Consider the following 17,764-nt stretch of genomic DNA (forward strand, 5'->3'; position numbering starts at 1 on the left):
GTTGCCGACCTCCTCCTACCCTTCAATCCCCCCAATACACATGTACTTGATCTCGAGGTAGTCGTCCAAGCCGTACTTGGACCCTTCGCGGCCGTGGCCGGACTCCTTCATGCCGCCGAAGGGGGCCATCTCGTTGGAGATGATGCCTTCGTTGATGCCGACGATGCCGTACTCCAGCGCCTCGCTGACGCGCCAGATGCGGCCGACGTCGCGGGCGTAGAAGTAGCTCGCGAGGCCGAACTCGGTGTCGTTGGCCATGGCGATCGCTTCCTCTTCGGTGCTGAACTTCATCAGCGGCGCGATGGGGCCGAAGATCTCTTCGCGGAAGACCCGCATGTCGTCCGTCACGTTGGTGAGGATCGTGGGTTGGACGAAGCACTCGCCGAGATCGGACTGCCCGCCGCCGATCTCCACGGTGGCGCCCCGGTCCACCGCGTCGGTGACGCGGCTGGTCACGTTCGCGACGGCCTCGGTGCTGATCAGCGGGCCGACGGTGACGCCGTCCTCGGTGCCGTCGCCCATCTTGATCCCGGCCACCGCCGCGGCGAGCTTCTCGGCGAACTCGTCGTAGACGCCTTCCTGGACCAGGATGCGGTTGGCGCAGACGCAGGTCTGGCCGGCGTTGCGGAACTTGCAGATCATGGCGCCGGCGACCGCCGCGTCCAGGTCGGCGTCGTCGAACACGATGAAGGGCGCGTTGCCGCCGAGTTCCATCGACATCCGCTTCATCGTGCCCGCGCATTGAGACATGAGCAGCTTGCCCACGGCGGTGGAGCCGGTGAAGGTGAGCTTGCGGACCGTGGGGTTGGACGTCAGTTCCTTGCCGATCTCCTCGGTCTGGCCGCAGAGGATGTTGATCACCCCGGCCGGGATGCCCGCCCGCTCCGCCAGCTCCGCCAGTGCATTGGCTGAGAGGGGCGTCTCGTTGGCCGGCTTGCAGACGACCGTGCAGCCGGCGGCGAGCGCCGGCGCGATCTTGCGCGCGAGCATGGCGTTGGGGAAGTTCCAGGGCGTGATGCAGGCCACCACGCCGACTGGCTGCTTGATGGTGACGACGCGCTTGTCGTTGGCGGGCTGGGGGATCGTGTCGCCGTAGACCCGCTTGGCCTCTTCGGCGAACCACTCAACGTAGCTGGCGCCGTAGGCGATCTCCCCGCGGGCCTCGAAGAGGGGCTTGCCCTGTTCGGCCGTCATGATCTGGGCCAGGTCTTCCTGGCTCTCCATCATCAGGTCGAACCAGCGCCGCAGCATTGCGGCGCGCTCCTTGGCCGTGGTGTGCCGCCACTGCTCGAAGGCCCTTCCGGCTGCCTCGATGGCGCGGCTCGTTTCGGCGCCGCCGCAGCAGGCGACGTCGACCAGGGTCTCGCCGGTGGCGGGGTTCTCGACGGCGAAGGTCTCGCCGGAGTCCGCGTCGACCCACTGGCCGTCGATGTAGGCCTGGTCGCGGAGCAGGCCGGGGTCGGCCAGGTCGATGCGGTCGGCCGGGGCTCGGGTGGCTACGGAGGTGGCAATGGTCATGGACGTCACTCCCTGCTGGTCGGTGGCGTAGCCGGCTCAATTGGCTTTGTCGATCAGCCCTAAGATGTATCAGCCCCCCGGCGGGGTCGCAAGGAGACCGATGGTTCGCTCGTCAGACATGCCCGAGGGACGGCATCGAGCCGTACATCTAGCTAGAGTCACCGCGTGAGGGAGTCACCCTGAGTCAGCTCCTGCAGGTTCTCGTCAATGGTCTGGCCGTCGGCTGTATCTACGGCCTGATCGCTCTCGGCTTCGTCCTCGTCTACAAGGCGACCGAGATGGTGAACTTCGCCCAGGGCGATCTGATGATGCTGGGCGCCTTCATGGCGGTGACCCTGATCGGCGACTTCGGTCTGCCCTGGGTGCTGGGGCTGTTCATGTCGGTCCTGGCGCTGGCCGTCTTCGGCTATCTGCTCGACGCCTTCGTGCTGCGCCGCGTTCTGGGCGAACCCCAGTTCGCCATCGTCATGCTGACGATCGGGCTGGGCTTCATCTTCCGTGCCGTGGCGGGACTGGTGTGGGGCTACGACCCGCGGAGCTTTCCCACTCCGTACACCGGCAAGTCGCTGCGTGTCGGCGAAGTCGTCGTCAGCTACGAGAACTTCGCGATCCTGCTGGGCACCCTGATCCTCTGCGTCGCGCTGTTCCTCTTTTTCCGTCACACGCGGCTCGGCATCGCCATGCAGGCCACGTCGCAGAACCAGCTCGCGGCCTACTACGTCGGCATCCCGGTCAAGCGCGTCTTCTCCCTGGTGTGGGCGATCTCCGCCGGAGTCGCCGCCGTCGCCGGGATCCTCCTGGCGCCCGTCTCGCTCGTCCAGCCCGGGATGGGATTCATCGGGATCAAGGCCTTCGCGGCCGCGGTGATCGGCGGCTTCGGCTCGATCCCCGGCGCGCTGCTCGGCGGCTGGATCATCGGCATCGCCGAGCAGTTCGCGGGGGTCTACCTGCCCGCCGGTTTCCAGGAGATGTCCGCCTACGGCATTCTCATTCTGGCCTTGATCCTGCGGCCCCAGGGCCTGTTCGCACAGATTCAGCGAAAGAAGGTCTGACGGCCGGCGAGCATCGAATGCGGTTCCTCTTCAAAACCCACTACAACCAGGACATCGACCACCTCAAGCACGGTGGCGACCGGTTCTGGTACGGCCTGCTCCTGGTGTTGGCCGCCGCGGCGCCGGCGGCGCTCGGCACCTTCTATCTGGGCGAGCTCAACCTGGTGATGATCTACGCCATCGCCGGCGTTGGCCTGATGCTGCTCGTGGGCTACACAGGCCAGGTGAGCCTGGGCCACGCGGCGTTTCTGGCGATCGGCGCCTATACCCACTCGCTCCTTCTGGGCGCGGGTCTGCCGTTCCTGCTCTCGATCGTCGCGGCGGTCCTGGTCTCGGCGCTCGTCGGCGCCGGCGGGGGGTGGATCGCGCTCCGGATGACGGGTATCTATCTCGCCATCGCCACCCTGGCCTTCGCCATGCTCACCGAGCAGACGATCTCGCGCGCGGAGTGGCTCACCGGGGGCTTTCGCGGCCTCGCCGTTCCGCAGGCGAGCCTCTTCGGGATGCCGCTCACGCAGGGCTGGCAGCACTACTACGTGACGCTCACGCTGCTCGTCGTGACGCTCCTCGCGGCGCTCAACATCCTGCGGTCCTCGACGGGAAGGGCCATGGTCGCCATCCGTGACTCGGAGATCTCGGCGGAGAGCGTCGGCATCAACCTGGCTGTCTACAAGACCTTCGCTTTCGCTCTCAGCGCCGGCATCACCGGCCTTGCCGGCGCTCTCTTCGCGCATCGCCTCGGCTATCTCTCGCCCGACGCCTTCACGTTCCTCATCTCGCTGCAGCTCCTCCTGATGGTGGTGGTCGGCGGGGTCGGCTCGATGCGGGGCGTCATCTATGGCGCTCTCTTCATCGGCTTCCTGCCCCAGCTCCTCGCCATCGCCCGCGACACGCTGCCGCCGCAGATCGCGCAGGCTCCCGGCCTCGAGCCGGGCATCTTCGGCCTCATCCTCGTGCTGGTGATCCTCTTCGAGCCCCAGGGCATCTTCGGCCGCTGGCTCAAGATCAAGAGCTACTTCCAGTTGTTCCCGCTCTATCGCCGGGCGACCCACCGGCGCCAGAAGACCTACCTGCGCACGGAGCGACTGAGGTGAGCTACCTCGCCGCCCTAGACCTGTCGATCAGCTTCGGGGGCATCCGTGCCGTCGACGACGTGAGCTTCGAGGTCGAGGAGGGCGAGGTGTTCGCCATCATCGGACCGAACGGAGCCGGCAAGACGACGCTCTTCAACCTGGTGAGCGGCATCTACTCCCCCGACGGCGGGAGCGTTCGGTTCGCGGGCCGCGACATCACCTCGCTGCCAGCGCATCGCATCGCGCCGCTCGGCCTCGCGCGCACCTTCCAGAACATCGAGCTCTTCGAGCACGCCACCGTTCTGCAGAACCTTCTCATCGGCCGTCATGTCCACCGGCGCTCGACGGCGCTGTCCCATCTCCTGTTCCTCCCCGCGGTGAGGCGGGAGGAGCTCGAGCACCGGCGCCGCGTGGAAGACGTCATCGACCTCCTCGAGCTCGCCCACTACCGCGAGCAGAGGATCGCGAACCTGCCCTACGGGGTGCGCAAGGTCGTGGAGGTGGGCCGCGCGCTCTGCCTGGAGCCGAAGCTGCTGCTGCTCGACGAGCCGACCTCCGGGCTGAACCCCGAGGAGAGCGAGGACATGGGATTCTGGATCGAGGACATCAACCGCGACCTCGGCGTCACGGTCGTCATGGTGGCGCACGACATGGGTCTCGTGAGCCGGGTGGCGGGGCGGGTGCTCGCCCTCAACGAAGGTCGCGTGATCGCGGAGGGCAGCCCCGCGGAGGTGCAGAAGAACCCCGCCGTCGTCGACGCCTACCTGGGAGCGGACTGAGACCGGCATGGTGGAACCGCAGACTCAAAAGGAGCCCGCCGCGGAGGTGCTGCTCGAACTGAAGAACGTCGAGACCTACTACGGTCCGATCATGGCGATCCGCGGCGTCAGCCTCGCGGTGCCCGAAGGCCGGATCGTCGCCGTTCTGGGCGCCAACGGTGCCGGCAAGACGACCATCCTCCGCACGATCTCGGGCGTGATGGATCCCCAGACGGGCGAGATCCTCTTCGCTGGCGAGGACATAGCGCGTCGCGATCCCGACGCCGTCATGCGCCTCGGCCTGAGCCACGTGCCGGAGGGCCGGGAGGTCTTTCCCTTCCTCTCGGTGAGCGAGAACCTGCGGATGGGCGCCTACAGCCGCCGCGACCGCACCCGCATCGCCGACGATCTCGAGCGCGTCTACGACTATTTCCCGGCGCTCGCCGATCGGACCTCGCAACAGGCGAGCCAGCTCTCCGGCGGCGAACAGCAGATGCTCGCCATCGGCCGTGCCCTGATGGCGCATCCGAGGATGCTGCTGCTCGACGAGCCGTCGCTTGGGCTGTCTCCGATCCTGGTCCACCAGATCTTCGAGATCATCAACCGGATCAACGAGGAGCAGGGCATGACGATCCTCGTCGTCGAGCAGAACGCCCACGTCGCGCTGCGACACTCGCACTACGGCTACGTGCTCGAGAACGGAAGGGTGGTCATGGACGACACGTGCGAGAAGCTCGAGAGTTCGCCGGACATCCAGGAGTTCTACCTCGGCATGAAGGACCAGATGCCGAGGGGGGTCCGCCGGTGGAAGAAGCGCAAGACCTGGAGGTGAGCATGGGCGGCCTCGAATCGAACCCCGATCTCGTGCGTGAGACGCGCACGGCCGACGACGGCCGCGAGCTCGTGTTCTGGCGCGACACGAGCTTCGCCGGCACCGTACCGACGATGTTCTGGAGCCGCGTCGAGAAGTACGGCGACCGCATCGCCATGCGGGAGAAGGACTTCGGAATCTGGCAGGACGTCTCCTGGCGCACCTTCGGCGAGAAGGCGCGCCATACGGGGCTGGCGCTGCGGTCGCTCGGCTTCGGCAAGGGCGACGTCGCCTGCATCCTCTCGAACACGATCACGGAGTGGATGTTCGCCGACATGGGGGTGCTCGGCGCCGGCGGTGTGTGCGCGGGGATCTACCCGACGGATGCGGCCGAGCAGGTGGACTACCTGGTCAACGACTCGGGCTGCAAGGTGATGTTCGTCGAAGACGAGGAGCAGCTCGACAAGGTGCTCGGGGTGCGCGAAAAGTGCCCGACGCTCGAGCAGATCGTCATCTTCGACATGGAGGGCTTGCGGGACTTCGAGGATCCGCGGGCCATGAGCTACGACGACCTGCTCGCGCTCGGACGCGAACAGGACGAGCTCCACCCCGAGGCCTGGGCCGAATGCCTTGAGCTGGCGAAGCCCGAGGACCTCGCGATCCTCGTCTACACCTCCGGCACCACCGGGCCTCCGAAGGGGGCGATGATCAGCCACCACAACCTCGTGTTCCAGTGCGTCAACGCCCCGCACGTCCTCTCGCAGAACGAGGACGACGAGCGCATGGCCTTCCTGCCGCTGTGCCACATCGCCGAGCGGATCTTCGTCTACGGCTCCCTCTACACCGGCACGAAGCTGAACTTCGTCGAGAATCCGGAAACGGTGCCCGAGAACGCTCAGGAGATCCAGCCGACGCTGTTCTTCTCGGTGCCGCGCGTGTGGGAGAAGTTCTACTCGGCCATCAGCATCGCCCTCTCCGACGCCACCTCCCTGCAGAAGTGGGCGTACGAAAGGGCGATAGGGATCGGATTCAAGCGAGCGGACAAACACCTCGCGGGCGAGAAGCCGGGGGCGGTCCTGGAACTCGCCTACCGCGTCGGCGATGCGCTCGTGCTGCGCAACATTCGCAAGTTCCTGGGCCTCGACCGCTGCCGCTGGATCGGCACCGGGGCCGCGCCGATCTCACCGGATCTGATCCGCTGGTATCTCGCACTCGGCATCGACATGGTGGAGGGCTACGGCCAGACCGAGAACACAGGCATCGCCTCCATCCTGCAGCCGGGCGAGATCAGGCCCGGCACCGTCGGCCGCTCCGTTCCCTACGGCGAAATCAGGATCTCCGGGGAGGGCGAGATCCTGATCCGCGGAGAGTTCGTCTTCATGGGTTACCTCAACCAGCCGGAGAAGACGGCCGAGACGATTCGTGACGGGTGGCTCCACACCGGCGACGTCGGCGAGATCGACGACGACGGCTTCCTCAAGATCACCGACCGCATGAAGGACATCATCATCACGGCCGGCGGCAAGAACATCACGCCGAGCGAGATCGAGAACCAGCTCAAGTTCTCGCCCTACATTGCCGACGCGGTGGTGATCGGCGACAAGCGCAAGTTCCTGACGTGTCTCGTGATGATCGACCACGACAACGTCGTCAAATACGCTCAGGATCATCACGTGCCCTTCACCAACTACCAGAGCCTGTGTGCGGCGGAGGAGATCGTCGAGCTGATCCAGGCTGAGGTGGAGGCCGTCAACGCGAAGTTCGCGCGTGTTGAACAGGTGAAGAAGTTCCGCCTCATCGACCAGGAGCTGACCCCCGAGGACGACGAGCTCACGCCGACGATGAAGCTCAAGCGCAAGTTCGTGAATGAGAAGTACCGACCCCTGATCGATTCGATGTACGGAGGACAGCAGGCATGACCCATAGACACCGTTACCTCACCGTCGCTTGCATGTTGCTTGGCGCCGTCCTGGCAGGATGCGGAAGCTCCGATCCCGAGACCTCGGAAACGGCCGGGGAGATCGTGCTCGGCACCTACACCGACCTGTCCGGTCCGGCCGCGGCCATCGGTGTCGGCAGCATCAACGCGGCGCGAATGATCTTCGATGCCGTGAACGAGGAAGGCGGCATCCACGGCCGCCAGATCCGCTTCGTCGTCGAGGACAATCAATATCAGGTGCCTCGCGCGGTCCAGGCTGCCAACAAGCTGATCCACCGCGACAGGATCTTCGCCATGGTGGGCGCCCTCGGGACGCCGATGAACAACGCCGTCATGACCAGCCAGTTCGAGGCGGGCGTTCCGAACATCTTCCCGCTCTCGGGCGCGCGTTCGATGGCGGAACCGCTGCATCGGCTGAAGTTCGCCGGCATCTCCACGTACTACGACCAGATGCGCGCCGCCATCAGGTACTTCGTCGAGGAGAGGGGCAAGGAGCGCATCTGCACGATGACCCAGGACACCGACTACGGAACGGAGATGACCGACGCCGCGAACGATCAGCTCGGCGAAATGGGCCGGGAGGTCATCGACTCGACCGCCCACAGGCCTCTCGACACCGACTTCAGCGCGGCGATCCTCAAGCTCCGGCAGGCCGACTGCGATCTGATCGTGCTCGGAACGATCATCGGCGACACGATCCTGGCGATCTCGGCGGCACGGGGGATCGACTGGGACGTCGAGTTCGTCGGCCCGATCGCGGCGTTCGAGTCCGAGGTCGCCGAGGCGGAGGGCGGCGTGACCAACGGTTTCTACGCGATGACGTCGTTCGAGTTTCCCTACGCCGATCATCCCAGCCAGGAGGTCCGCGACTTCCTCGCCGACTACGAGGAACGCTACGGCCAGGAGCCCAACACCGGCTCGCTCCTGGGCTGGTTGGTCGCCGACTTCACGGTCAGGGCTCTGCGCGACGCCGGGCCGGACCTCACGGTCGATTCGCTGGTCGCCGCGATCGAGTCGATCGACGACTACCAGGACATCTTCGGCGGCCCGGTCCTGAGCTTCGGGCCGGAGAAGCGTGTCGGCTCGGACGAGTCGTTCCTCGCCGAGGTACAGGACGGACGCTGGGTGCGCGTCACGGAGAACCTGTCCTACTGACGTGGGCCCTTACTGATCTCAGGGACGCTCCGGTTCGACGGGCTCGAAGTTCCGATAGTCGTTGGGATCGCCGCTGCCCTTGTATCGCGCCTGCAGCGGGTAGGGATAATGGGGCCGCGTGAATCTGAAGCTCTCAGGGACCGCGGTGTTCGCTTCGACATAAGCTCTCGCAGTCCGTCTGCCGGAGGGGTCTTCTTCTGGACGGTAGCCGACGATCATGTCGGGTGCCTTCCCCTCTTCGACCCAGGCTTCGAGAGCGCTGAGATAATCGCCGCTGGTCGCGCCAACGCCACCATAGCAATGGGTACGGCCCGGAATCATGAACAGGCGAACCGCCTCCTGGGCGCTGGCTCGTCCCCCCATGATGCGTTCCGCCATCTCGTAGTAGTCGATGCTGACTTGCGGCGAGGGCAAACCAGAGTCTTCCCAACCCTGGATGATCAGCAGCTTGCCACCCGCCGTCCTGAAATTGCGTAGATCGGGATTGCTGAAACCATTCACCAGCGCATCTGAAATCCCCATGCGCTTGTAATCGTGGTCCCAATCGAAGTCGGACGCCTTCCAGCTCGGTCCCGGATCCGGGTGGAACGCCTTGAACCGCCCCCACGAGGTCCTTGACTCGAGATCCATGGAGAAGTAGTTGCCCTTCTCCGAACCGGGCAAGGCAGGATAGAACGGGAAGTATTTGCTGAGCTTCTCTCCGGTCGATGTCACCGGCCCGGTGTACTTTTTTCTGGCCGCCTCCACCTGGACCGGCGATAGACAGCCCGATGTCTGCCCCGACGCGCAGGCGAGGTCGGCCGGATCGAACTGGCAAGTGCGCGGATCGCCACCGATGATCCCGTCCTCGAGGCCATCGTCCGCATCGCAGGCGGCAATGGCCCCCGCGTGCAGCACGTCCAGATCGGCGGGTGTGAACAGCGGCTGGCCGTCCGCGTCGTACGATGCCAGGGCGTTCCACAGGATCATCACGCCCACGGCCGTTACGTTCGCGGGCTCCTGGGCGAGAATGCCGTCGAAGTTCCAGGGAAAGCGACTCGCCTGGACCATTCCCTGCTTCCCGCCGGCGGAACAGCCCACATGATAGGAGAACGCCGGCGCCCGGCCGTAGTAGTGCTCGGTGATGGCCTTGCCCGCCAGAGCGGCGACATGGTGACCGCGGATGCCGTAATCGAGCTCCGCCTGGAGATTGTTGTAGGCCCACGAGGACCTTCTTGTCATGCCGAAATGCCCCGTATCGTGTGTGAGACAGGCATAGCCTCTCCGCAAGGCCTCATCGCACCAGCCGGCCTCCTGTTCCGTCGAGCCGCCCTGGCCACCAGGGCTCGCCTGCAGATACTTGCCGTTCCACGAGGTGCTGTCGGGCAGGTCCAGCACGATCCGGACATTGGGCGTGACATACCCATCCATCCGGCAATGGGCGGGAACCTCGCCGGTGGCCTCCACCATTCGGGTCGCCGTCGCCTGCGTCGGCGCATCAGGAATGCTTGTGAAGTCCATCGCCGGCAAGGCCTCGCACTCCTCAGCGGCGCGCAAGCTGCCGGCCTCGACCCCCATCGCGCCGATCGCCACCGCCAGAACTAACGGGAATCGCTCGAAAGTGCGCATCATCGTCTCTCCTTTGTTGCCTGCAGCGAGGCCTGGGTTCGACAGTTTCCCGGTACTGCTCCAGGTTTCGTCAGGAACTGGGGTCGAGGGCGAGCGCGACCACGCCCGGAATGCTGTCCTCGGCAGCCTCCCTTCCGCCGCCGACGCTCACCGCGAGATACTGACGCCCGCCAACTTCGTAGGTGATGAGGTTGGAGTTGGGCCGGTCGGGGAGCTCGATGCCGCCCAGGTAGGCCCCGGTCTTCTTGTCGTAAACGCTGATCTCGGCCGGTCGATCAGTGGCGGGGGGATCGGCGCCGGTGGTGTCCTCGGCATGATGCGTGACGAACAACAGAGTCCTGGTCACCAGCGGCGCTGCAAACCGGTTCGGGGAGCCCAGCCGATCCAGGCCCAGGTGCTTGATCTCCGGGTGGTTGCGCGGCCCCTCACCGTGGGCCGCGACCCAGACGTGCTCGCCGGTAGCGAGATCGATCGCGGTGACGCGCCCGTATGGCGGCTTGACCAGCGGCAGACCTCGAGGACCCTCGACGTGCTCGTACCAGCCGTCGGGTACGTAGCGCAGATCCGATCGATTGGGGTCGGGCGGGGTGAGCGAAACGGATCTCGGGGTGGCGTAGGAGGGCACGTAGATCATGCCGCTTTCGGGGTCCACCGCGGTGCCGGTCCAGTTGGTGCCTCCACCCGGACCGGGCTGCTGGATCACCGGCTTGCCCTCGCCCGCGACCCGAGGCGGCGTGTAGAGGGGCGCCAGCTCGTACGCACTCGCGATCTCGAGGGCTTCTTCCCGAAGCTCGGGGGTGAAGTCGGTCAGGTCGTCTACGGTGATGCCCTGGCGATCGTAGGCGGAGGGCCTGGTGGGGAAAGGCTGGGTCGGTGAGGCGCGCTCTCCAGGCACCTCGCTCGGAGGGACGGGACGCTCTTCGATCGGCCAGAGCGCCTCTCCCGTCACCGCGTCGAAGACGAAGAGGAAGGCCTGCTTGCTGGCTTGCGCCACCACCTTCCGGAGCTTGCCGTCCACCATCAGATCGATCCTGTTCGGCGGCGGTGGCAGGTCGTAGTCCCAGAGGCCGTGGTGCACGATCTGGAAGTGCCAGCGCTTTTCGCCGGTCTCGCAGTCGACCGCCACCAGGCTCTCGGCGTAGAGGTTGTCGCCAAGGCGGTGACCACCGTAGAGGTCACTCGTCGGTGTGCCGATCGGCAGATAGGCGAGGCCGAGCTCCTCGTCGACGGTGATCATCGACCACACATTGGTATTGCCGCTGTAGCGCCACGACTCGTTCTCCCAGGTCTCCGTGCCCTCCTCTCCCTGCTGGGGGATGGTGTGAAAGACCCACGCCAGGGCGCCGCTCTCGGCGTCATAGGCGCGCACGAAGCCCGGCGGCGCCTCTTGATGGGTGGCGATATCGGCCACGATCGAGCCCACGATCACGGTGTCGCGACAGATCGCCGGCGGCGAGCTGTGTGTGGTTCGCGACTCGAGGACCTTGCGCCCCAGATCCCTGGTCATCGCCACCGCGCCGTAGTTGCCGAAAGCGGCATCGGGTCTTCCGGTCGACGCGTCGAGCGAAAGCAGCCGCCGGTCGTGGGTAGCCATCATCACTCGTCGCTTCTTTCCCTTGTGCCAGATCGCCACTCCGCGATGGTGAAACCCCATGTTCGCCGGTCGCCCCGCCTCCCAACTTTGGGGGTCGTAGTTCCACAGCGGCTTGCCCGAGGCGGCGTCGATCGCCGCCACCTGACCGAGGGCGGTGCTCACGTACATTCGACCGTCGATGACAACGGGAATGGCCTTGAAAGATCTCAGTCTGATCGAGTCGGGCAGATTCGGAATCTGCGTGTCGACCGATTCCCAGGTCCAGACCACCCGTACACGATCGAAGTTGTCGGCGTCTATCTGGGCCAGTGGCGAGTACTTCGAATTGCCGGCGTCGTTGCCGTAGTTGGGCCAGTCGGTGTCCGCGGCGGTCGCGACAGCGGCAAGGAGCAGCGGCGCCGCGCAACAGGAGAGGAGCAGGGTCCTGACCACGTTCACAGCATAGCTGGTGTAGCGTCGACGACCCCACGCTCCAAGGAGAAGGCAGGGTGATGATGGCACTTCGATTCCGGGACTGTGTACTCGCCGTGGGACTGATCACCGCGTTCGGTTGTCAATCTTCTGAACCGCTGCCGGAGGCCTCGATTCCCCCACCGCCGAACATCGTCGTCATCGTCGCCGACGACCTCGGCTACGGCGACGTCGGCGTGTACGGCTCGCGGATCCCCACGCCTCACATCGACCAGTTGGCGCGCGACGGCGTGCGCCTGACCGACGGTCATGTGTCCGCGGCCGTTTGCAGTCCGATGCGCGCGGGTTTCCACACCGGGCAGTATCAGAATCGTTTCGGCTGGGAGTACAACCCGACCGACCACGACCTCGGACTTCCGTTGGATCAGAAAACGGTCGCCAACCACTTTCAGGACGCCGGCTACGTCACCGGCCTGATCGGTAAGTGGCACCTAGGGGTGCCCGAGCCCTATCATCCACTCCACCGCGGTTTCGACGAGTTCTACGGCATCCTGGGAGGCGTCACCAGCTATATCGACTCCCGACTTCCAGGCACCCACGAGTGGCCCGCCGAGAGAGCCCCCACCACCCGCACCCGCGAGTCGCAGGTCATCCGCGATGGCTTCGAGGTGGTCGAGGTCGAGGAATATCTGACGGACGTCTTTGCCGAGAGGGCGGTCGACTTCATCGATCGCCACGCCGACGAGCGCTTCCTCTTGATGCTGACCCCCAACACTCCGCACACCCCGCTGCAGGCGACGGACGAGTACATGGAGCGCGTGCAGCACATCGAAGGCGATGGAGCGCGCGTCTACGCCGCGATGGTGGTCTCGCTCGACGACTACGTCGGCGACGTCGTCGCGGCCCTCCGCGAGCACGACCTCGAGCGCGACACCCTGGTCGTCTTTCTCTCCGACAATGGGTGCATCGACTACATGGCCGAGCCGATCTGCACCAATGCACCGCTAGCGGGCTACAAGCGCTACCACCTCGAAGGCGGCCATCGAGTCCCCTTCATCCTCAAGTGGCCTGCGGGTCTCCCTCAGGGCGAGGTCTACCGCGAGCCTGTTAGCGCTCTCGATCTCTACGCCACCTTCACCGCCGCCAGTGGCTTCGAAGCGGATAGCCCGGACAGCGTCGATCTGCTTCCTCAGCTACGCGGCGAGACCAGCGAGCCACCGCACGAGTTCCTCTATTGGCGGGCGGCGCCGAATCTCGCCATCCGCTGGGGCAAGTGGAAGATGTGGAAAGTGAACAACACGGACATTGAGATCCCTGCCGGGCCACCGGGCCAGGTCCTGCCGTCGATGGAATACCCACCCGACCACTCACCCATGGGTCAGACCACCGTTCTCTACGATCTGGAGGCCGACATCGGGGAGACCAACAACATCGCAGATCAGCACCCCGAGATCGTCGAGCGCCTGGAGAGCGAGCTCGCCGCCTGGGAGGCCGAGCTCGCCGAACCACTCTGGATCAACCATCGCGGAACTCTTCACTCGCTTCACGGTCAGACGGTTCAGCTCTTCTTCTGAGGCTCCGTGGCCTAGTTTCCGGAGTTCCCCAACGCGTCCGCCTCGAGCACGCGAGCGCCGCGCAGGATGTTCCCCATGGAGTAGTTCCCCTCGTGGCAGGCGTACTCGAAGACTCTGCCGGTCGTCGAACGCAACACATACTCGCCGGTCCAGGGCGCCGTCCACGATGAGGGATCGTCCACCGTGAAGCGGTAGAGCACGTCGCCGTCCTCGAGCTTGGTAAAGCGCTCGACTACGTGCATCTCGGTGGAGCCACCAAGGAGAAACGCGTCGGGATGGAAGTTCGTCGTGTCGACGACCAACGTGTCGCCCTCCCACCACCCGATCGAATCGCCGGCCCACTTCTTGATCTCCGACGGCAGATGCGCCACGGCGCGTCCCTCGGACTTCATCCGCACCACACGCGCGTCGTGGACCATCTCGATCAGGATCATGACGTGGTCCTCGGTCTGGACGATGGTCTTGTAGTTGTTGTAGCCGCTGGGGAGCGTCGGCGCGGCGCCGGTGAACCCCACGATGCAACGCTCCTGGGCCAGCAGCGACTCCGGGCCGTCGAACGGTCCGGGCTCGTCGCTGTCGAGCCAGAATGCGGTGCCGTCGTTGTCGCCGCGCACGATCTTGGCATTGGTCGCGGCCGCACGCCTGGCCGCGCTCTCGGTCATCGGTGGAAGACGACCATTCGGTGGATCGATCAGAATCGAGGTACGAAACCTGCCGTCCACCGCGAAGGCCTCGGTGCCACGGTCGAGCCAGAAGGAGTTGTAGCCGCCGACGTTGCCAGCACCGCCGTCCGATCCGTCGCCACCCTCGGGTGGCGCCTCGCGATCCGGGTCGCTCGCCTCCGATTCCTCCTCGATTCGCGCAGCCATGTTGCCCTCGATCCGCGCCACCTCCTCCTTGCTGAGATAGAGGTTGTCGCCGTAGCGTTCCGGGCGCTGGAGCGGGGTCACCGTCGCGGCGTTGTAACTCCCCGTGAGATCGGGACGGCCACTGGCCGTGCGCGGCACCCCGTCGCCGGCTGCGGCGATTCCAGGATTCAGGCCGAGCACGAGCGCGACGGTCGACAGGGATCGGACGACTCCGTTCATACGCCCTTCCTCTCTTGCATCCTGATCAATCGTGACATCAACCCGCAAGCCTAACACCGGGCCCGACGTCTCGAGTATAGTCGTACGGTTCCAGAAAACCCTGTGTTTCACTGGCCAGTTCGGCACGGGAGAGATCGCCATGAAAGAAAACGTGACCCGCTCGGGTATCAACCTGTCACCCGTTTACGGGCCCTCCGATGCCAATGGCGACTACAGCAGGCGCTTCGGCAATCCGGGGGAGTACCCGTTTACCCGCGGCACCCGTGCCTATTCCGGGCGGGGCTGGATTCAGCGCGAGTTGTCCGGTGAAGGCGATCCCAAACGCTCGAATGAGCAGTTCAAGTACCTGATGACTCTCGGCCAGACCGGTCTCGATGTGATCGGTGACAGTCCAACGATGTCGTTGATGGATCCCGATCACCCACTCGCGCGATACACCGTTGGCACGCAGGGCGTCTCACTCTGTCGTCATGATGATTACCGCCAACTGCTCGACGGCATCCCGCTCGACCAGATGTCGATTTCGAGTTCCGGTCCGTCGATGTTCACGGTGGCAAGCCTCTATCTGCTCGCGAAGGAACGCGGTGTCTCGCCAGGCGTGCTCCGCGGTTCCGTGATCGAGTGGCCGTTCTACTCCGAACACTGCTCCTATGCGTACAAGATGCCCTTCGATCTTCACCTGCGGATGTCCTGCGACGTCATCGAGTTCTGCAGCAGGGAGATGCCGAAATTCCACGGTTTTCTCGAAGACACCTATTTCTTCAGTGAAGCGGGCCTGAACGCGGTCGAGGAGGCGGCCCTCGGCTTCGTCGAGATACGGCACATCGTGCGCGCGCTTCTCGCACGCGGTCTCGACATCGACAGCTTCGCCCCGCGCATCGCCATCCTCACCAATTGCTCGATGGACTTCTACGAGGAGATCGCGAAGATTCGCGCCATGCGTCGCATCTTCGCGCGCATGATGAAGGAGGAGTTCGGCGCGAAGGACCCGCGCTCACAGGCGGTCAACATCGCGGTGCACACCTCGGGACTCTCGCTGACGACCGAGCAGCCAGCCAACAACATCGTGCGCGGCGCGGTCCAGACGGTCGCTCTCGGACTGGCCGGGGTCACCGCGCTCGAGATCTCGACCTTTGACGAGGGCTACCGAACCCCCAGCAAGGAGGCGCATCTGGTCGGGCTGCGCACCCAGCAGGTGATCGATCTCGAGACCAACATCAACAGCGTGCAGGATCCGTTCGGTGGATCGTGGTTCATGGAGTCGCTCACCGATGAGGTCGAGGCCAGGATTCTGGACATGGTCAACGAGATCGAGTCGCTCGGCGATCCGGCCGAGCTGGTCAGCAGTGGTTACTTCAAACAGTTCTTCCACGGCACGATGGGCCGCTACCACCGGCAGGTGCACGACAGGGAAGTGCTGAAAGTCGGAATGAACGTGCACCAGATGCCCGCCGAGCAGGACACGCTGCTGCGGGATATCAGCGAGGAGAAGATCGAACCCCTCTTCGATCGAGTTGAGGAGGTATCGGCTTACCGCGACAAGCGCGATCAGAAACCGTTGCTGGACTCGCTTCAGCGCTTGCACGACGTCGTACAGACCGACGAGAACATGCTGGAGGCGGTGCTCGAGTGCACGCTGGCCGGGGCGACCATGGGTGAGATCGCCGGCATTCTCCGTCAAGCCTGGGGCACGCCCTATGACCCCTACGGCTATCTCGAGTCGCCCATCGGAAGTGCGCAGTGAGTCCGATTCGTGTGCTGGTCGGCGTGCTGGGTATGGACCAGCACGAACTGGGCGCAGTTGGCATCGCCAGGATGCTTCGCGACCAGGGTATGGAGGTCATCTATACCGGTTGCTTCAACACCCCGGAGACCATCGTGCAGGCTGCCATGCAAGAAGACGCGGATGTCATCGGCATCAGCTCTCATTCCTGGGAGTATCTGTACTACACACCCGAACTACTCGAGCTGCTGAAACAGAACGACCTCGACGTGCCCGTGGTTCTCGGTGGTTCGGTCATTACCGAGGAGGACGCCGGGAAGATGCTCGACAAGGGTGTCGCGGCAGTGTTCGGCTCTGGTAGCGCGATGACCGACATGATCGATACCGTCAGAAACTTGGCGGCCGGCGCCGCGACGTCCTGAGCCCACAGTCGTTTATCTTGATGCCGCCAGCGCCGCCTCTTCTGCCCGCGCCCCGGCGAGGATCCCCTCCAGGCCGTAGTTACCCTCGTGACAGGCGAACTCGAAGAGATCGTCGGGCGACTTCCTGAGCGGGATCATCACGGTCCACGGCTCCGTCCAGGTCTGCGGATCGTCGAGCGTGACCACGTACTCCAGGGTCTCGGGCCCCACCCGAGTCAGCCGTTCCACGAGCTGTAAGTTGCCGGTCGCTCCCCGATAGCCACCGGTGTCCGAGAAGTTGCGGGTCTCGATGACTAGAGTCTCGCCTTCCCAGTGGCCCCTCGAGTCGCCGTGCCAGAGCCGGACGTCCTCCGGCAGGTGGGGCCTGCCGTCGATCGGGACGACGCGCGCGTCGTGAATCATCTCCATGAGCAAGACGACATGGTCCTCGCCCTGGAAGATTTGGGTGTAGCTGTTGTAGGCGGCGCGGAGGCGAGGTACGCCGAAGGAGATGCAGCGCTCGGTGAGGCTGCGATCCTCCGGACCCGCTGCCCGTGCGTTTCTGGCCGCACGAAGCGCGGCGGCACGCTTCTCGCCTTCGTCCGTCAGGGGGGGCAGACGGCCGTTCGGAGGGTCGACGATCAGCGAGGTGCGATTGTCCCAGTCGCGCTCGGCGACCCAGAACTGGTTGTAGTTGCCGGTGGCGGCGTCCGTCGACGTGAACGACTCTGCCTCGTTCAGAGCGAGGTTGAAGACGCTGTCGCCAAACGCGGCATCACCACTATCGAGACCGAAGAGCGACTCGGCCCGCTCCCGGATCGCGGCCAGCTCGGCGTCGGTAAGGGTCTCCCGACCGGCCAGGGCCTCGGGCCGCTCGAGCGGAGTCGCGATGTTGTTGGCCCAGACCCCCTGGAGATCAGGCTGACCGAAGGCGTTGCGCGGCGCTTTCCAGCCGCTCTCGGCGGCCGCCCCGGCCGCGAGAGCCAGAACAAGTAGCTGCAGGAAAACGCCTCGCATGGGTCCTCCCTTCGCCGCTGCGGCAGAGGTTCACGATCGTGC

The 17,764-nt window shown here is 65.1% G+C and carries 14 protein-coding genes; 9 read left to right on the forward strand and 5 right to left on the reverse strand.

Annotation, left to right across the window (positions count from 1 at the left end):
* Positions 1–15: 15 nt before the first annotated feature.
* On the reverse strand, positions 16–1,518 hold the full coding sequence (locus OXG83_15110; protein ID MCY3966363.1) for an NAD-dependent succinate-semialdehyde dehydrogenase: 1,503 nt from the start codon (positions 1,516–1,518) through the stop codon (positions 16–18).
* 179 nt (positions 1,519–1,697) lie between these two features.
* Between OXG83_15110 and OXG83_15115 the strand changes: the two genes are divergently transcribed.
* The 6 genes from OXG83_15115 (at position 1,698) to OXG83_15140 (ending at position 8,306) form a co-directional block, all read left to right on the forward strand.
* The gene (locus tag OXG83_15115) at positions 1,698–2,570 is read left to right on the forward strand and encodes a branched-chain amino acid ABC transporter permease (GenBank protein MCY3966364.1); all 873 of its coding nucleotides are present in this window, start codon (positions 1,698–1,700) and stop codon (positions 2,568–2,570) included.
* Between the two features lie 17 nt (positions 2,571–2,587).
* Entirely contained in the window at positions 2,588–3,664 is a 1,077-nt protein-coding gene (locus tag OXG83_15120; protein MCY3966365.1) for a branched-chain amino acid ABC transporter permease, read from the forward strand.
* Entirely contained in the window at positions 3,661–4,422 is a 762-nt protein-coding gene (locus OXG83_15125) for an ABC transporter ATP-binding protein (protein MCY3966366.1), read from the forward strand. The genes OXG83_15120 and OXG83_15125 overlap by 4 nt, the downstream gene beginning before the upstream one ends.
* Positions 4,423–4,429: 7 nt before the next feature.
* On the forward strand, positions 4,430–5,233 hold the full coding sequence (locus tag OXG83_15130; GenBank protein ID MCY3966367.1) for an ABC transporter ATP-binding protein: 804 nt from the start codon (positions 4,430–4,432) through the stop codon (positions 5,231–5,233).
* A gap of 113 nt (positions 5,234–5,346) precedes the next feature.
* Positions 5,347–7,131 carry a long-chain fatty acid--CoA ligase gene (locus OXG83_15135; protein MCY3966368.1) on the forward strand — a complete coding sequence of 595 codons (1,785 nt, stop codon included), beginning with the start codon at positions 5,347–5,349 and terminating at the stop codon, positions 7,129–7,131.
* The gene (locus OXG83_15140; protein MCY3966369.1) at positions 7,128–8,306 is read left to right on the forward strand and encodes an ABC transporter substrate-binding protein; all 1,179 of its coding nucleotides are present in this window, start codon (positions 7,128–7,130) and stop codon (positions 8,304–8,306) included. Before OXG83_15135 ends, OXG83_15140 begins: the two co-directional genes overlap by 4 nt.
* An 18-nt stretch (positions 8,307–8,324) precedes the next feature.
* On the opposite strand, the gene OXG83_15145 is transcribed toward OXG83_15140, so the two are convergent.
* Complete coding sequence (locus OXG83_15145; protein ID MCY3966370.1) at positions 8,325–9,914, reverse strand: tannase/feruloyl esterase family alpha/beta hydrolase; 1,590 nt, start codon at positions 9,912–9,914, stop codon at positions 8,325–8,327.
* A gap of 70 nt (positions 9,915–9,984) precedes the next feature.
* Positions 9,985–11,946 carry a PQQ-binding-like beta-propeller repeat protein gene (locus OXG83_15150; GenBank protein ID MCY3966371.1) on the reverse strand — a complete coding sequence of 654 codons (1,962 nt, stop codon included), beginning with the start codon at positions 11,944–11,946 and terminating at the stop codon, positions 9,985–9,987.
* A gap of 53 nt (positions 11,947–11,999) precedes the next feature.
* Here OXG83_15150 and OXG83_15155 point away from each other — a divergent pair, with 53 nt between their 5' ends.
* Positions 12,000–13,493: a sulfatase-like hydrolase/transferase gene (locus OXG83_15155; protein MCY3966372.1), complete on the forward strand. Its 1,494-nt coding sequence runs from the start codon at positions 12,000–12,002 to the stop codon at positions 13,491–13,493.
* An 11-nt stretch (positions 13,494–13,504) separates the two neighbouring features.
* Here the strand turns inward: OXG83_15155 and OXG83_15160 are convergent, their stop codons facing one another.
* Positions 13,505–14,581 (reverse strand): hypothetical protein, encoded by a 1,077-nt coding sequence (locus OXG83_15160; protein ID MCY3966373.1) that lies wholly within the window; start codon positions 14,579–14,581, stop codon positions 13,505–13,507.
* A 139-nt stretch (positions 14,582–14,720) separates the two neighbouring features.
* On the opposite strand from OXG83_15160, the gene OXG83_15165 reads away from it, so the two are divergent.
* The gene (locus OXG83_15165) at positions 14,721–16,325 is read left to right on the forward strand and encodes an acyl-CoA mutase large subunit family protein (GenBank protein ID MCY3966374.1); all 1,605 of its coding nucleotides are present in this window, start codon (positions 14,721–14,723) and stop codon (positions 16,323–16,325) included.
* Positions 16,322–16,726 carry a cobalamin-dependent protein gene (locus OXG83_15170; protein ID MCY3966375.1) on the forward strand — a complete coding sequence of 135 codons (405 nt, stop codon included), beginning with the start codon at positions 16,322–16,324 and terminating at the stop codon, positions 16,724–16,726. Before OXG83_15165 ends, OXG83_15170 begins: the two co-directional genes overlap by 4 nt.
* Positions 16,727–16,738: 12 nt before the next feature.
* Here OXG83_15170 and OXG83_15175 read toward each other — a convergent pair whose 3' ends face one another.
* On the reverse strand, positions 16,739–17,722 hold the full coding sequence (locus OXG83_15175; protein MCY3966376.1) for a hypothetical protein: 984 nt from the start codon (positions 17,720–17,722) through the stop codon (positions 16,739–16,741).
* Positions 17,723–17,764: the final 42 nt, after the last annotated feature.

It is taken from the genome of Acidobacteriota bacterium, from assembly GCA_026707545.1.
Taxonomy (GTDB): Bacteria; Acidobacteriota; Thermoanaerobaculia; order Multivoradales; family Multivoraceae; genus Multivorans.

Excerpts from the sequence above, each read along its gene's own strand:
- OXG83_15110 (MCY3966363.1), bottom strand. The coding sequence starts at position 1,518 with ATGACCATTGCCACCTCCGTAGCCACCCGAGCCCCGGCCGACCGCATC.
- OXG83_15120 (MCY3966365.1), top strand. The coding sequence starts at position 2,588 with ATGCGGTTCCTCTTCAAAACCCACTACAACCAGGACATCGACCACCTC.
- OXG83_15130 (MCY3966367.1), top strand. The coding sequence starts at position 4,430 with ATGGTGGAACCGCAGACTCAAAAGGAGCCCGCCGCGGAGGTGCTGCTC.
- OXG83_15135 (MCY3966368.1), top strand. The coding sequence starts at position 5,347 with ATGTTCTGGAGCCGCGTCGAGAAGTACGGCGACCGCATCGCCATGCGG.
- OXG83_15140 (MCY3966369.1), top strand. The coding sequence starts at position 7,128 with ATGACCCATAGACACCGTTACCTCACCGTCGCTTGCATGTTGCTTGGC.
- OXG83_15145 (MCY3966370.1), bottom strand. The coding sequence starts at position 9,914 with ATGCGCACTTTCGAGCGATTCCCGTTAGTTCTGGCGGTGGCGATCGGC.
- OXG83_15155 (MCY3966372.1), top strand. The coding sequence starts at position 12,000 with ATGATGGCACTTCGATTCCGGGACTGTGTACTCGCCGTGGGACTGATC.
- OXG83_15160 (MCY3966373.1), bottom strand. The coding sequence starts at position 14,581 with ATGAACGGAGTCGTCCGATCCCTGTCGACCGTCGCGCTCGTGCTCGGC.
- OXG83_15165 (MCY3966374.1), top strand. The coding sequence starts at position 14,721 with ATGAAAGAAAACGTGACCCGCTCGGGTATCAACCTGTCACCCGTTTAC.
- OXG83_15175 (MCY3966376.1), bottom strand. The coding sequence starts at position 17,722 with ATGCGAGGCGTTTTCCTGCAGCTACTTGTTCTGGCTCTCGCGGCCGGG.